Source organism: Terriglobia bacterium, assembly GCA_020072815.1.
Lineage (GTDB): Bacteria > Acidobacteriota > Terriglobia > Terriglobales > Acidobacteriaceae > Angelobacter.
Window position 1 is genome coordinate 216,622 of record JAIQGE010000008.1, and the last position, 14,063, is coordinate 230,684.

Consider the following 14,063-nt stretch of genomic DNA (forward strand, 5'->3'; position numbering starts at 1 on the left):
CCGCCAATAGCTTGGAAAGTGACGCCTGGAGAACAAGTTATGTACGCCGTGATTCGCGCCGGTGGGAAACAGTATCGCGTAGCCCCCGGAGACATAGTAAAGATTGAGAAGCTGCCCGCCGGTGACGGCGACACCGTGGAGTTCAACGATATTCTTGCCGTGTCCGGCAAGGAAGGCAGCATTGGACCGGGCGAAGGCGCAAAGGTCAGCGGCGAAGTGATGGAGTCCGGCCGTAATGACAAGATCCTGGTCTTCCATTTCAAGCGCAAGAAGCAGTACAAGAAGATCTACGGCCATCGCCAGGCCTTCACCGCGGTGAGAATCACCGAGATTGCTTTCGACGGGCAAAAGTTCAGCGCGCCTGAGTTGCCGAAGAAAGCCAAGAAGGCCAAGCCTGAAGGCGAAGCCGGCGCGGCTCCTGCCAAGTCCGCAGCCAAGAAGGGCGCAGGCAAGAGCAAGCCCAAGGCGGCCAAGAAGAGCGCGGCGAAGAAAGCCGCCAAGGGCAAGAAGAAGTAAATCAGCAAATAGCAGTTGGCAACTAGCAAATAGCTCAGCTAAAGCGGGAATATCGCTGGCCGGTTTTGCCAATTGCTAATCGCCAAAGAATAAGGAATCTGTTATGGCACATAAAAAAGGTTTAGGCAGTTCAAGAAACGGGCGCGATTCCAACGCGCAGCGCCTGGGCGTAAAAGCCTTTGGCGGACAACTGGTCCCCGGCGGGACGATCATCGTCCGGCAGCGCGGGACACCGATCAAGCCCGGCGCCAACGTGGGCCGCGGCAAAGACGATACGCTCTTCGCCAAGGTCACGGGCACCATCAAGTTCGTGGACAAGGGCTCCGGCGGGCGTTACGTGCTCGTGGAGCCGGCCGAGACTGCCAAGGCGTAAGCCTGCCCGGTCAACAAAGCAAAAGGGAAGCTCGTCAGCCGCATATTCGTTCGTAAAACAAGGAGAACACCTCAATGGGCAAAAGATTGATTGCTAGAATTCTGATCGCGGTCTGCATGCTGGGCATGGTCGGCAGCCTGAGCTATGCTCAAGCCGCCAAGGGCAAAACCGAAGCCAAGAAAACAGAAGCCAAGAAAGCCGCGGAGAAAGCTCCGCTGGTGGACATCAACTCAGCCAGCAAGGAACAGTTAGGCGCTCTGCCGGGCATCGGCGACGTTTATTCGCAGAAGATCATTGATGGCCGTCCGTACAAGGTCAAGACTGATCTGACCCGCAAGAAAATCATTCCGGCCGCCACCTACAAGAAGATTGCCGCCTTGATCATTGCCAAACAGGCGGATGACGGCAAGAAGGCCCCGGCTGCGGCCCCGAAAAAGAAGAAATAAGCAGCGCCGCACAAAGCTTTTCGCGCCGGTAGTTTTTTCTGAGCTGCCGGCGTTTTGTTTTGCCTATAATTCTTCGGTCAACAATCCATATATTCCGGAAATATGGAGAGAAATATGCCCGACGCCCCGCCAGCAGCCGCAGGCCATGAACCGCTGATCCGCAATATCTCTGACACCGCACTCTGGGTGGCCGTCTATCGCGCGTGGGAAAGCGAACGGCCGGACGCCATCTTCAAAGACCCGCTGGCGCGCCGTCTGGCCGGAGAGCGCGGCGAGCAGATCGCGCAATCAACGGAGTTCGGCCAGAAGGTTTCATGGCCGTACGTCGCGCGCACGTATCGTTTTGACCAACTGGTCGCTCAAGCCGTGCAGCAGGGCGCGGACTTGGTGATAAACCTGGCGGCCGGGCTGGACACGCGTCCGTATCGCATGGCGTTGCCGCCGCAACTGCAATGGGTGGAAGTGGACCTGCCCGCGATCACCGACTATAAGGAACAAATTCTGGCCGGAGAAAAACCGGGTTGCGCGCTGACGCGCGTCCGCCTGGATTTGTCCGACGTTGCCGCACGCCGCGCGCTGTTTGCCGATCTGGGACAGCGCGCCAAGAAGGCGCTGGTCGTCACCGAAGGCCTGATGGCTTACTTCTCTCGCGACGAGGTCACCGCCTTCGCTCACGATCTGGCGGCGCAGCCGTCATTTCAGCACTGGGCGCTGGACATGGCCTCACCCGGCCTTTTGAAAATGTTGCAGAAAGAATTGGGGGAGTCGCTGGGCAAGGCGGGTTCGCCGCTTAAGCTTGCGCCGGAAGAAGGTCCGGGCTTCTTTACCACATGTGGATGGGAGCCGGTTGAGGTGTATTCCATGTTAAAGACCGCCGCTCATCTGAAGCGGCTCTCGTTTGGAATGCACCTGCTGGCGCTGCTGCCAGATTCCAATGGCCGCCAAGGGGCGCGTCCGTGGGGCGGAGTTTGCCTGCTGAAGAGGAAGTAAAAGGGTTTGCTGGCCGCGGGGTGGCACAGCGTTCAAAGAAATTCATAAGGAGAAAAGCATCATGCCGAACAAAGTCAAAGCCCAACCTGACGGATATCACGCAATCACGCCATACCTGGTGATCAAGGGCGCTGCGGCGGCGATTGAGTTTTACAAGAAGGCCTTTGGCGCGACGGAGTTGGTGCGCATGCCCCAGCCCGATGGCCGCGTGGGCCACGCGGAATTGAAGATCGGCGATTCCGTGGTGATGATGGCTGACGAGTTCCCAGAGATGGACACCGTCGGTCCGCAGACGCTGGGCAATTCTCCGGTCGGCCTGCTGCTCTACGTGGACGACGCGGACGCAGTGTTTGCCAAAGTCGTGGCCCTGGGCGCGAAAGTCAAGAAGCCGATGGCTGACCAGTTCTACGGCGACCGCAACGGCACTCTGGAAGATCCCTTCGGCCACAAGTGGACGATTGGGATGCATGTGGAAGATGTGTCGCCGGAGGAGATCAAGCGCCGCATGGCGGCGATGGCCAAGTAATTCCCTCAGACAACTCCGGCTCACCAAGGCTCGCCGTCGCGGTTCGGGATGACACGTCGTGGAAACCCGCGCTGCCGCGAATCCGCGCTGCCGCCTGTACAATCAAATAGACAAGCATGTTCATTGATGAAGCAATTATCCGCATCAAAGCCGGTGACGGCGGCAACGGCTGCATGGCCTTCCGCCGGGAGAAGTTCGTCCCGCGTGGCGGGCCCAGCGGCGGCGACGGCGGCCGCGGCGGCGACATCGTCATGGAGTCGAGCCAGCGCCACAACACCCTGATCCATTTCCGCTTCAATCCTGAGCACAAGGCCGAGCGCGGACGCCACGGTGAGGGCTCCAACTGCAGCGGGCGCGAAGGCGAGAGCAAGATACTCAAGGTCCCGGTGGGGACCATTGTTTACGACCACAACACGGGCGAGAAGCTCTACGATTTTTCGCAGCCCGACGAACGGCTGATCGTGGCCCACGGCGGGCGCGGCGGACGCGGCAACCAGCATTTTGCCACCAGCACGCACCAGGCGCCGCGCGAGCACGAATTGGGCTTCCCCGGTGAAGAGCGTGTGCTGCGGCTGGAGCTGAAGCTGCTGGCGGACGCAGCGCTGGTCGGCTACCCCAACGTGGGCAAGTCCACGCTGATTTCGCGTCTCTCGGCGGCGCGGCCCAAGATCGCCGACTATCCTTTTACAACTTTGCAGCCGAACCTGGGCGTGGTCACCATCGGCGATCCGCCGCATGAAGACAGCTACGTGGTCGCCGATATTCCCGGCCTGATTGAAGGCGCGCACAAAGGAACGGGACTCGGCATACAGTTTCTTCGCCACATTGAGCGGACGCGCGTGCTGGCCCACATGATTGACGTGTCCGACTCCAGCGGGCGGCCGGATCCGGTGAAAGACTTCAACGTGATCATGGGCGAACTGGCCAGCTTTGGCGCCGGCCTGGAAAAGAAGCCGATGATCGTGGTGGCGTCAAAGATTGACGCCGTGAACCCCGGCAAGCTCGCCGGCCTGCGCAAACACTGCAAGAAACTCAAGCTTGATCTTTACGAAATCTCAGCCGTTACCGGCAAAGGCGTGAATGAGTTGAAGTACGGTCTGGGCAGGCGCGTCGCGGAAATTCGCGCCGGCAAGTATGTGCCGCGCAAGGCGGTGCGGAAAGCGGTGAGGAAGTCGGTCCGAAAGAAAGTCTCTGCGCCGGCGTCGCGAAGAATCCGCAAAGCGCCCAAAGCGCAAGGCGGAGCGCGTATTCCCAAGCGCGCGGCTTTTAAGAGCAGAAAGAAGACTAGAGCGGCATCATGAAGGTGGCATTCTTTGGCGGGACGTTTGATCCGGTGCATCGCGGGCACCTGGCGGTGGCGCGCGCAGCGGCGGACAGGTTCGGCCTGGACCGCATATACTTTGCGCCTGCGGACATTCCTCCGCACAAGCAGAAGCGCCGGCTCACCGATTTTCAGCATCGTTTTGCCATGCTGGCCCTGGCCACCGCTGACGACCCGCGCTTCGTCCCTTCCCTGCTGGACGCCAACATTGGCCAGCCAAATTACTCCATCTTCACCGTCCGGCGATTGAAGAGCACACTGAAGAAGACGGACAAGCTGTACTTCCTGATCGGCATGGACGCCTTCAAAGACATCGCCACCTGGCGGCAACCGGAAGACCTGCTGGCCGAATGTGACTTCATCGTGGCCAGCCGGCCGGGGTTTGCTCTGAACCATGTATACCGGGCGCTGCCACAGAGTCTGCAGCCATCGCCTGCAATGCAGCGCAGCTTGCACGGACCGCGAGGCGGCCATGGAATTGGCAGGGCCCAAGAGAATGGCCACGTCGCTCTGCCCGGGGTGATGGTGCATTTGCTACCTGATCTGCATGAGCGAGTTTCTTCCACGCAGATTCGCGCGGCAGCCCGTAAGTCAGTGAAGCAGCTCAGCCGCCTCGTCCCTGCGCCGGTTGCGGAATATATAAGGAAGGAGCGGCTGTACGTTTCTCAGAACGCCGCTCAGAACGCCGCGACTGAAAAAGAAGCCGGACATCCGGGCAAAGTGCTATCTTTGAATCGGGGTGCGCCGCTGAATCAGGACGCGCCGCGCGGCCGGAGAAGTTGAAGCCCCAGAATCCAATCCAGCGCGGAAAAGAACACATCTTAGAGGTCAGAACGGAGTCTTACGAACGGATGAGTCAAGAGACCAGGCAGGAAGTAGCCCGTGCGGTAAGCGCGGTTGAAAGCAAGAAGGGCGAAGACGTTGTGATCCTGGAAATGGACCGCAACTCCGGCGCGTTTACTGATTATTTTGTGCTGTGCTCGGGCGCGAATCCGCGCCAGATCCAGTCCATTGCGGACGAAGTGCAAAAAGAGCTGAGCCAGGCGGGCGACCGCCCCACCAGCATTGAAGGCTACAACCAGGCCGAATGGGTCTTGCTGGACTACGTAAATTTTGTGGTGCACATCTTCTCTGAGCGGGCGCGCAAGTTCTACGACCTGGAGCGGCTGTGGAAGTCGGCAAAGAAGCTGAGGCCGGCAGACCTGCTGAAGAAGAGAGAACCGGAGAAGCCGGCGGCGAAGATCAAGAAGCCGGCTGGCAAGAAGACTGCTGCGAAGCGCCCGGCCAAGAAGACAGCAAAGAAGAGGCCCGCGTCGCGGCCACGCCCGGCCTCGCGAGCGAAAGCCAAAGCAAAGCCTGCCAAACGCAAACGCTAGCAGAGGGGATTTCACCCTAAGCATTTACAATCACACACGTGAAGCTGCAGATTGCCTGGATCGGCAAAACCAAAGAACCCGCGTTTCGCGCGCTGACGGAGGAATACTTGAAGCGCATTTCGCGCTACCTGAGCGCCGAGTCGCACGAAATGGCCAGCGAAGCCGCGCTGTTTGAGCTGACGGAAGAAAAAAGCGGGCGCACCAAGCCGGTGCTGATACTGCTGGACGCCCGGGGCCGCCAGTTCACCTCGGAAGAATTCGCCGAACTGCTGCGCGACCAGCAGGACCGCGGCACGCAGAACCTGTTCTTCGCCGTGGGCCCGGCCAACGGCTTTAGCGACAAAGCGCGCGCTTCGGCGGACCTGGCGCTGTCCTTCGGCAAGATGACGCTGGCGCATGAGCTGGCACGGATCGTCCTGCTGGAGCAAATCTACCGGGCATTTACAATCTTAAAGGGCCATCCGTATCACACGGGGCACTGAAAAGAAGCCACTAGCAGCTAGTCGCTAGCAGCTAGCCAAAAGCTGAGAACCAAGATCAGGGCGCAAAGGCCAACAGCCAAGAGCCAATCATGACTGACGTACATCGCGGGCTCATCATCGTGAACACCGGTCCCGGCAAGGGCAAGACCACTGCCGCCATGGGGACGGGGCTGCGCGCGGTCGGCAACGGGATGAAGGTCCTGATGCTGCAGTTCCTGAAAGGCTCATGGCATTACGGCGAGCTGGACGCCGTGAAGGCTTTTGGCGACAACTTTGTCATGAAGCAGATGGGCCGGGGATTTGTGAAGGTGGGGGGCGCGGAGACCGACCCGGAGGACGTCCGCATGGTGGAGCAAGCCTGGGCGGAAGCCAGCGAAGCCATCCTCTCCGGCAAATGGGACCTGGTGATTCTGGACGAGATCAACTACGCCATCAGCTACGGGATGCTCGATCCGGCCAAGGTGGTGGAGACCCTCAGGCGTAAACCTGAGCAGGTACATGTAATCTTGACGGGGCGCAACGCGCATCCGACAATTGTTGACCTGGCCGATACGGTCACGGAGATGAAGCAGGTCAAGCATGCCTACGAAAAAGGCGTGCTGGCCCAGCGCGGCATTGAGTATTAGGAAGGGGTCCAAGCGTGTCATGGTTTAAGCGAGAGTCGGGTGAGATACAGGCGTCTGAAGAAAAGCGCGTTCGCACTGAAGGCCTGTGGGTAAAGTGCGAGGGCTGCCGGCAGATCATCTGGAAAAAAGAGCTGGAAGACAATTTCAACGTCTGCCCCAAGTGCGAATATCACTTCCGCATTGATGCCGCCACGCGGATCATGCTGCTGCTGGATGAAGACACGATCGAGACCTTCGACGAGAACCTGGCTTCCACCGATCCGCTGAATTTTACTGACACGCGTCCATACAAGGCCCGCCTGGTGAAGAGCAAAGCCCAGACCGGCTTGAATGACGCCATCATCAACGCCAAAGGCGCCATGAACGGCCGTCCGGTGATCGTGACTTCAATGGAGTACGCGTTTATCGGCGGCAGCATGGGAGCGGTGGTGGGCGAAGCCATTACCCGGGCCATTGAGCGGGCGTGCAATGAGCGCAAGCCCATCATCGTGGTGTCGGCGTCGGGAGGCGCGCGCATGATGGAAGGCGTGGTCAGCCTGATGCAGATGGCCAAGATATCCGCTGCGCTGGCGAAACTGGATTCAGCCCGCGTGCCGTACATCGCCGTGTTGACTGATCCCACCACCGGCGGCGTGACCGCTTCGTACGCCATGCTGGGCGATATGAACATCGCCGAGCCAGGAGCGCTGATCGGTTTCGCCGGGCCGCGCGTCATCGAACAGACCATCCGGCAGAAGTTGCCGGAAGGCTTCCAGACCGCGGAATTCCTGCTGCAGCACGGCATGCTGGACGCGGTCATCCATCGCAAGGACCTAAAGGCCTATATCTCCCGCGCGCTTGATTTCATGACGCCAAAGGCGGCGTAAGCCGTGGCCGTGGGTTATGAATCCGCCGTTGCCAGACTTCTTGAGCTGGGCCATGAGCTCACTTCCTCGCGCAAGTTTGAACTAGAGCACATGCGGACGCTGGTCCGCGAGCTGGGCAATCCGCAGCGCCGCCTGCCTTGCGTGCTCATTGCCGGCACCAACGGAAAAGGCTCCACGGCGGCGACTCTGGCCAGCATCGCGCAGGCCGCGGGTTATCGCACCGGGCTCTACACTTCGCCGCATCTGGTAAAGATCAACGAACGCATCCAGGTAAACCAGGAAGCCATCAGCGACGCGGAGTTCGCGATGATCTACGAGCGCGTGGACCAAGCCGCGGCGTCCCTGGTGGCGCGCGGCGAGCTGCCGTGGTATCCCAGCTTTTTTGAGATGCTCACCGCCATCATGTTTGAATATTTCCCCAGCGCGGGCGTGGAACTGGCGGTGCTGGAAGTGGGCATGGGCGGCCGCCTGGATGCCACCAACATTGTTGATCCGTGCATTTCCGTCATTACCGACATTGATTTTGACCACCAGAAGTTTCTGGGCAACACGTTGCCGGAGATCGCCAGGGAAAAAGCGGGCATCCTGCGGCCCGGGGGAACGGCGGTCCTGCTGCCGCAACATCCCCAGGTGAATGACGCGCTGGGGCGGGCGATCATGGACCTTAACGCCGTCCCAGTCAGCGCGGTGAAAAACATGCCGTCTCTGACTCCTGCTGCCGGCAAGCTCAACGGAGATGAAGCGCAGGCTGCGCCGTTAGGGCGCAACCGTTTTCCTCTAGAGGTGCTGGGGCAAGAGATCATCGTGGATTTTCCTTTGCCGGGAAGACACCAGTTGCGCAACCTGGCACTGGCCATTACCGCGACGGAAGAGCTGAACAAATGCGGCTTCAAGATTCTGCCGCAGCATATTGAACTAGGTGTGCGAAACACGCGCTGGCCGGGACGATTCCAGATCATTCCCGCCGAAGCCGGCACTCCTGAGGCCGTGCTGGACGTCGCCCACAATCCTGCGGGCGCATGGGCGCTGCGTTCCGCGCTTTCCACTTTCTACGAAGACCGAGCTCTGACGCTGGTCTTTGGCGCCATGCGGGACAAAGCCATCGCGGAGATTGCCGGCATTCTCTTTCCCCTGGCCGAACGGGTGATTGCCACGCGAGCCGACAACCCGCGCGCCGCGTCGCCGGAGCAAATTGCGGAGATCGCGCAGCACACGGGAACGGAAGTCCTGACGGCGGAAACCGTAAGCGGTGCGCTGGATCGGGCGCGACACCTGGCCGGTCCGCAAGGCGTGGTGGTAATTACCGGTTCCATTTACATTGTAGGAGCAGCTTTGGGCCTGCTGGCGCAGGCGCCGGTTCGGAGCGCGTGACGTGGCGGAAACGACTCAAGCCGAATTTGAACAAGCTGGTGAGCCGGGAGGCGTTCGCCATTTCCTGTCACGCTTGCGTTCGTACTTCATTCTGGATCCATTGATCTGGCTGTACACCATTGTCCTGGGCAGCATGTCGCTGGTGTTGTCACTGTTTGATCCCTCGGGGCGAATTCAGCACAATATTGCGCGCGTGTGGGCGCGGGCCATCATTTGGACCATCGGCGTGCCGGTCACCGTGGAAGGCATGGAGAAGATAGACATCACCAAGTCGCACGTGTACGTGGTGAACCATCTCTCCGCCGTGGACGTCCCGGTGCTGTATACCTACCTGCCATTTCAATTTCGCATCCTGGCCAAGAAAGAATTGTTTCGCTATCCGTTTATGGGATGGCATCTGAAGAGGTCCGGGCAGATTCCGGTGGTGCTGGAGAATCCCAAGGCGTCCATCAGGAGCCTGCATCAGGCGGTGATAGCCATCAAGAAAAACATGCCGCTGATGATTTTTCCCGAAGGCGGCCGCTCGCCCGATGGCCATCTGCAGGCGTTCATGGGCGGGGCGTTTTATGCGGCCATCAAGGCCCAGGTGGACGTGGTGCCCGTTGTCCTGGTGGGCACGTATGAGATTCTCAGGATGAATACCTGGCACATCAAGCCGCGTCCGGTGCGGATGATTGTGGCCGACCCGATTCCCACCCAGGGGCTTAAGGCTCGCGATGTGGACGCCGTGGCGAGCAAGGCCCGGGCGGCGATCGCCGACATCTATTACCGATATTCGCCTTTGGGCAGCCCCGCGAACGGAACCGCAGAAGCCAAGAACCAAGACGGTAATAGTGGAACGTAAAGGTCAGGATCAGTCTGGAATGGCGGCGTGGAAACCCAAACTCGAACCAAAAAGGCCGCGAATCGCTATTCCCGAGCCTTGTTCCTACGACCAGGAATATAGCGGGCGAGCGCTGCCTCCGTATGTGCGTGCGGTGGAAGCCTGCGGCGGCGTGGCCGTGGTGCTGCCTCTGGGACTGCCGCCGGAAGAGCTGGCCAAGCGCATCAGCCGGTGTTCCGGAGTTCTGTTGCCGGGCAGCAAGGCTGATATTGATCCCCAGAAATACAACGCCGAGCCCCACGCCAAGACGGCGCCGTCCGATCCGCTGCGCGATGCCGCCGACGAGCTTCTTTTGCAAGACGCCTACAACCTGCACAAGCCGATTTTCGGCGTTTGTTACGGTCTGCAGGCGCTCAACGTGTGGCGGTCAGGCACGCTGGTGCAGCACATCGAGACAAAGGTAAACCATGAAGCGAAGCGTGAAGCACAGTTCGCCCACCAGGTGATGATTGAACCAGGTTCACTGTTGGAAAAGGAAATTGGGGACGTTGGTCCGCAGGGAATTCCGGTGAACTCCAGCCACCATCAAGCGGCCGACGTTGTGGGCGATGGCTTGCGCGTTGTGGCCCGCAGCGCCGACGACCAAATCATTGAAGCCGTGGAAGGCATCATGCCGGACCACTACGTTCTGGCGGTGCAGTGGCATCCGGAGCGCAGCTTTGAGCAAGACCGTTGGTCGCGGCGGTTGTTTGAGTCGCTGGTCCGTGAAGCAGGGGCGTGGCGCAAACCCGCGCAGGCAGCGGTGGCGGAACGCGAGTAAGAATTTCGCGGACCACTTGGGTTGTGCTCAGTGAACGCGCTCTCGTAGGGTAATTCCATGTCGCAACAAGGAAAGCCACAAGAAAAAACGCCGCAAACGGGAATCACTCTGTCGCTCGGCGAGCGCGTGGCCGTCGTGACCGGTGGTTCACGCGGGATTGGCGCGGCCATTGTGCGCATGTTCGCCCAGGCCGGCGGACGCGTGGTCTTCAGCTATCAAAAAGCCAAAAGCGAAGCCGAGCGCCTGGCGAAAGAGTGCGGTGGCGATAAGCGCTGCGTCGCCGTGCAGGCCGAGCTTTCGTCCAGCCACTCTTCGGCGGCGTTGGTCAAAGCCGCGGTGGAACATTTTGGCCGAGTGGATATCATTGTCGGCAACCACGGCGTCTGGCCGCCGCAGGATGTCGCGGTGGACAAGATGTCGGACGAGCAATGGCGGTCCACGCTGGCCATCAATTTGGAAAGCATTTTTGGTCTGGTTAAACACGGTGTCGGCCAGATGAAGAAGCAGGGCGGAGGAGGACACGTGGTCCTCATCAGCTCTACCGCCGGCCAGCGCGGCGAAGCCTTCCACTGCGACTACGCAGCCAGCAAGGGCGCGATGATTAGCATGGTCAAGGGCCTCTCCACGGAGCTGGCGCGCGACGGCATCTACGTGAACTGCGTGGCGCCGGGATGGGTTGAAACCGACATGGCCGCGCCGGCTCTGCATCACCCGGAGACCAGCAAGCGGGTGTTTGCCACCATTCCGCTGGGCCGGGCGGGCAGGCCTGAAGAAATCGCCGCTACGGTATTATTCTTGTGCACCGCCCACGCCGGATTTATCACCGGGGAGATTCTGAACGTAAACGGCGGGGCTGTGCTGGTGGGTTGAAGCCGGGCAGTAAAAGCGGGCGTTTCCGGCATCCAAACATAACAAGAAAAAACCAATGAGAATACTTGCCCTTCTGCTTCTGTGCTTGTCCAGCGCCATCGGCCAGCAAACGCCTCCCGCCAACACCGGGGCCGCCGCCCAGAGCAATGACCAGAAAGCGCGCGCGGCCATCGCCCAGATGATTGAAGCCATGGGCGGGCAGGCCTACCTCAACGTGCAAGATTCTTACAGTGAAGGACGCTACGGCCGGTTCCACAATGAGGCCCAGGTGGGCGGCGCCAAGTACTATCGCTACACCCGCTGGCCGGACGCCGACCGTTGGGAACTCACGGAGCAGCGCGACTACGTGCAGCTCTACGTCGGCGACAAATTCTACGACGTGACTTATAAGGGATACACGGAAGGCAATCCAGCGAAGGACGACGGCCTTCGCCAGGCCCTGGTCCGCCGCCATTACACGCTGGACCATGTTTTGCGCGAGTGGATCAATCAGCCCGGCACCATTCTTCTGCACCAGGGGCTGACCCTGGCGGAAAGCAAGATGGCCGAGAAGGTCACGGTCATTAACTCCAACAACGAAGCCGTAACCATCATGATTTCTCAGGACACCCATCTGCCGATCAAGAAGGTCTTCACCATTCGGGACCCCCAATACAAGGAACTCGATGAAGAAGCCGAGATTTACGACAACTGGAAAATGGTCCAGGGCGTGAACACTCCTTACAGTACGCTGGCCACCCACAACGGGCAGGTGCTTCGGCAGCAATACATCCTGACCATCAGTTACAACACCAATCCCCCACCCTCTTACTTCACCCCGGTGCTGATCAAGCACACGGATGATAAGGACAAAGACAAGCGCAAGAGAAAGTAGTATCCGGCCCACGATCTGTTGTAAAAAAACAACAGTCTGCGTTTGCGCCTGAAGTGTAAACTCTTCATACAGAATCACTTGCCATTTGAACAAACAGTTCGAACGCCGGTAGAGTGTCGCGGAGTGGGCTTGCACAGCGGGGCCCCGGTGCGGCTGCGCATCGCTCCCGCCGCGGTGGGGACCGGCATTGTTTTCCGCCGCGTTGATCTGGACAACTTTGAGATTGCAGCCATCGGGCGCAACGTGGCCAAGGTGAGCTACGCCACCAGCCTGCAGAAACAGGGAGTGCTGATCTCCACCACGGAGCACCTGCTCTCCGCCTGCATGGGGATCGGGCTGGACAACGCGATTGTGGAACTGGACAACCTGGAAGTCCCCATCCTGGACGGCAGCGCGCGGCCCTTCATTGATTTGATTTTGCAGGCAGGTTTGAAGCAGCAGCGAAAGAAGCGCAGCTACCTGCGGATCTTGCGCGAAGTGGAAGTGCGCGAGGGCAACAAATTTATCGCCGCATATCCTGCGGCGGGCTATTCGGTCGCGTACAAGATCCAGTTCGCTCCGCCCATCGGCCAGCAATCCTTTGAGATTGATCTTTCCCGCGATCTGTACAGCCAAGAGTTGGCGTCGGCGCGGACGTTTGGATTCCTGCGCGAAGAACAGGCGATGCGCAACATGGGATTGATTCGCGGCGCCACGGAAGAAAACGTGATCGTGCTGACGGACGCCGGCGTGAAGAACGGGCCGCTGCGCTTTAACGATGAGTTTGTCCGCCATAAAGTGCTGGACCTGATCGGCGACCTGGCGCTGCTGGGCAAGCAGATCATCGGCCGGATCGTGGCCGATCGCGCCGGCCATGCCATGCACGCCGCGCTGGTTTCGCGCTTGTTGAAAGATAGATCATTGTGGGAAGAGACCACGATGGCTTCCGCCACTCCGGCGGGTGCAGACGCACTGGTGGCCGCAGGCGCAGCGTCACGCCAGTAACAGCTTGCAGAATAAATTGTCAGATTTTCGCCCCAGATGAGACGACATGGCGATCTGGCGCGCGTCGCGACTCGCGAATTAGAGAGTCGCGTTGATGAACATGGCGCCGTTGCCCAGAGGCAGCGTGCGCTTGTCCAGCCAGGAATCCAGTTCCTTTTTCACATCCACAGCCAAGACCTGGAAGCGAATGCCGGCGCGGCCTTCGGTGGTGGTCCAAATGACTTCGCCTTTTACTTCCAGCGAGCGTCTGGTGCCGGGCAATTGAAAGCGGACTTTGGCGGCGCCGCCTTCGTCGAGCTGGCGGCTGCACTCAATCGAGATGCCGCCTGCGCTGATGTTGGTGATGCTCACCGGCAGTTCGGCGCCGGAATCCACCATGATAGCCCCGCTGGCCTTTAGCAAATGGCGATGGTAGCGGCGGCGCTCGCGCATGATGAGCCCCTGCGCGGCGCGCACACTGCGGGAAGCGCGTTCCTGCGAAATCGGTTTGTCCAGGACAAAGTTGGCCCCCATTTCGAAAGCCTGCTGCACGGTGGTCCGGCCGCTCACCAGAGCGAAGGCGATACAGCTACGGTTGGACTTTCCCTGCCGCAGCCCGCGCAGGACCGCGGGACCGTCCGGCATGTCGTCACAATCCACCAGAAAAGCGTCATACTTGCGGCGCGTCAAGGCCAGGCGGGCTTGCTCCACGTTGTTGGAAAAATCCACGTCAATGCTCGCGGAGTCCAGCACCCGCTTAATGGTCTTTTGGACGTCAGGGTCTCGAGTGAGGAGGAGCGCTTGCAGAGCCATAATGCAA

General features: G+C 59.9%; 18 protein-coding genes. 17 read left to right on the top strand and 1 reads right to left on the bottom strand.

The window, feature by feature from the left end:
- The first annotated feature begins 39 nt into the window (after nt 1-39).
- The 17 genes from rplU (at nt 40) to lpxC (ending at nt 13,264) form a co-directional block, all read left to right on the top strand.
- The gene (gene rplU, locus LAO20_12590) at nt 40-516 is read left to right on the top strand and encodes a 50S ribosomal protein L21 (GenBank protein MBZ5532263.1); all 477 of its coding nucleotides are present in this window, start codon (nt 40-42) and stop codon (nt 514-516) included.
- A 103-nt stretch (nt 517-619) separates the two neighbouring features.
- Nucleotides 620-889, top strand: coding sequence for a 50S ribosomal protein L27 (gene rpmA / locus LAO20_12595; GenBank protein MBZ5532264.1), 270 nt, complete (start codon nt 620-622; stop codon nt 887-889).
- 74 nt (nt 890-963) lie between these two features.
- Nucleotides 964-1,335, top strand: coding sequence for a helix-hairpin-helix domain-containing protein (locus LAO20_12600; GenBank protein MBZ5532265.1), 372 nt, complete (start codon nt 964-966; stop codon nt 1,333-1,335).
- Nucleotides 1,336-1,449: 114 nt separating this feature from the next.
- Nucleotides 1,450-2,325: an SAM-dependent methyltransferase gene (locus LAO20_12605; GenBank protein ID MBZ5532266.1), complete on the top strand. Its 876-nt coding sequence runs from the start codon at nt 1,450-1,452 to the stop codon at nt 2,323-2,325.
- Between the two features lie 61 nt (nt 2,326-2,386).
- Nucleotides 2,387-2,851: a VOC family protein gene (locus LAO20_12610; GenBank protein MBZ5532267.1), complete on the top strand. Its 465-nt coding sequence runs from the start codon at nt 2,387-2,389 to the stop codon at nt 2,849-2,851.
- Nucleotides 2,852-2,967: 116 nt separating this feature from the next.
- Nucleotides 2,968-4,152: a GTPase ObgE gene (gene obgE, locus LAO20_12615; GenBank protein ID MBZ5532268.1), complete on the top strand. Its 1,185-nt coding sequence runs from the start codon at nt 2,968-2,970 to the stop codon at nt 4,150-4,152.
- Entirely contained in the window at nt 4,149-4,955 is an 807-nt protein-coding gene (gene nadD, locus LAO20_12620) for a nicotinate-nucleotide adenylyltransferase (GenBank protein ID MBZ5532269.1), read from the top strand. The genes obgE and nadD overlap by 4 nt, the downstream gene beginning before the upstream one ends.
- Before the next feature lie 68 nt (nt 4,956-5,023).
- A complete protein-coding gene (gene rsfS, locus LAO20_12625) occupies nt 5,024-5,548 on the top strand; it encodes a ribosome silencing factor (GenBank protein MBZ5532270.1) in 525 nt (174 codons plus the stop codon).
- A gap of 38 nt (nt 5,549-5,586) precedes the next feature.
- The gene (locus tag LAO20_12630) at nt 5,587-6,030 is read left to right on the top strand and encodes a 23S rRNA (pseudouridine(1915)-N(3))-methyltransferase RlmH (GenBank protein MBZ5532271.1); all 444 of its coding nucleotides are present in this window, start codon (nt 5,587-5,589) and stop codon (nt 6,028-6,030) included.
- A gap of 89 nt (nt 6,031-6,119) precedes the next feature.
- On the top strand, nt 6,120-6,656 hold the full coding sequence (cobO, locus tag LAO20_12635) for a cob(I)yrinic acid a,c-diamide adenosyltransferase (GenBank protein MBZ5532272.1): 537 nt from the start codon (nt 6,120-6,122) through the stop codon (nt 6,654-6,656).
- A 14-nt stretch (nt 6,657-6,670) separates the two neighbouring features.
- Nucleotides 6,671-7,522, top strand: a complete 852-nt coding sequence (gene accD / locus LAO20_12640; protein ID MBZ5532273.1) for an acetyl-CoA carboxylase, carboxyltransferase subunit beta — start codon at nt 6,671-6,673, stop codon at nt 7,520-7,522.
- 9 nt (nt 7,523-7,531) lie between these two features.
- Complete coding sequence (locus LAO20_12645) at nt 7,532-8,893, top strand: bifunctional folylpolyglutamate synthase/dihydrofolate synthase (GenBank protein ID MBZ5532274.1); 1,362 nt, start codon at nt 7,532-7,534, stop codon at nt 8,891-8,893.
- Nucleotide 8,894: 1 nt separating this feature from the next.
- A complete protein-coding gene (locus LAO20_12650) occupies nt 8,895-9,737 on the top strand; it encodes a 1-acyl-sn-glycerol-3-phosphate acyltransferase (protein ID MBZ5532275.1) in 843 nt (280 codons plus the stop codon).
- A gap of 19 nt (nt 9,738-9,756) precedes the next feature.
- A complete protein-coding gene (locus tag LAO20_12655; protein MBZ5532276.1) occupies nt 9,757-10,536 on the top strand; it encodes a gamma-glutamyl-gamma-aminobutyrate hydrolase family protein in 780 nt (259 codons plus the stop codon).
- Nucleotides 10,537-10,593: 57 nt separating this feature from the next.
- Nucleotides 10,594-11,406, top strand: a complete 813-nt coding sequence (locus LAO20_12660; protein ID MBZ5532277.1) for an SDR family oxidoreductase — start codon at nt 10,594-10,596, stop codon at nt 11,404-11,406.
- Between the two features lie 55 nt (nt 11,407-11,461).
- Nucleotides 11,462-12,280: a hypothetical protein gene (locus LAO20_12665; GenBank protein ID MBZ5532278.1), complete on the top strand. Its 819-nt coding sequence runs from the start codon at nt 11,462-11,464 to the stop codon at nt 12,278-12,280.
- A gap of 78 nt (nt 12,281-12,358) precedes the next feature.
- On the top strand, nt 12,359-13,264 hold the full coding sequence (lpxC, locus tag LAO20_12670; protein ID MBZ5532279.1) for a UDP-3-O-acyl-N-acetylglucosamine deacetylase: 906 nt from the start codon (nt 12,359-12,361) through the stop codon (nt 13,262-13,264).
- 78 nt (nt 13,265-13,342) lie between these two features.
- On the opposite strand, the gene LAO20_12675 is transcribed toward lpxC, so the two are convergent.
- Nucleotides 13,343-14,056, bottom strand: coding sequence for a response regulator (locus tag LAO20_12675; protein ID MBZ5532280.1), 714 nt, complete (start codon nt 14,054-14,056; stop codon nt 13,343-13,345).
- Between the last annotated feature and the right edge of the window lie 7 nt (nt 14,057-14,063).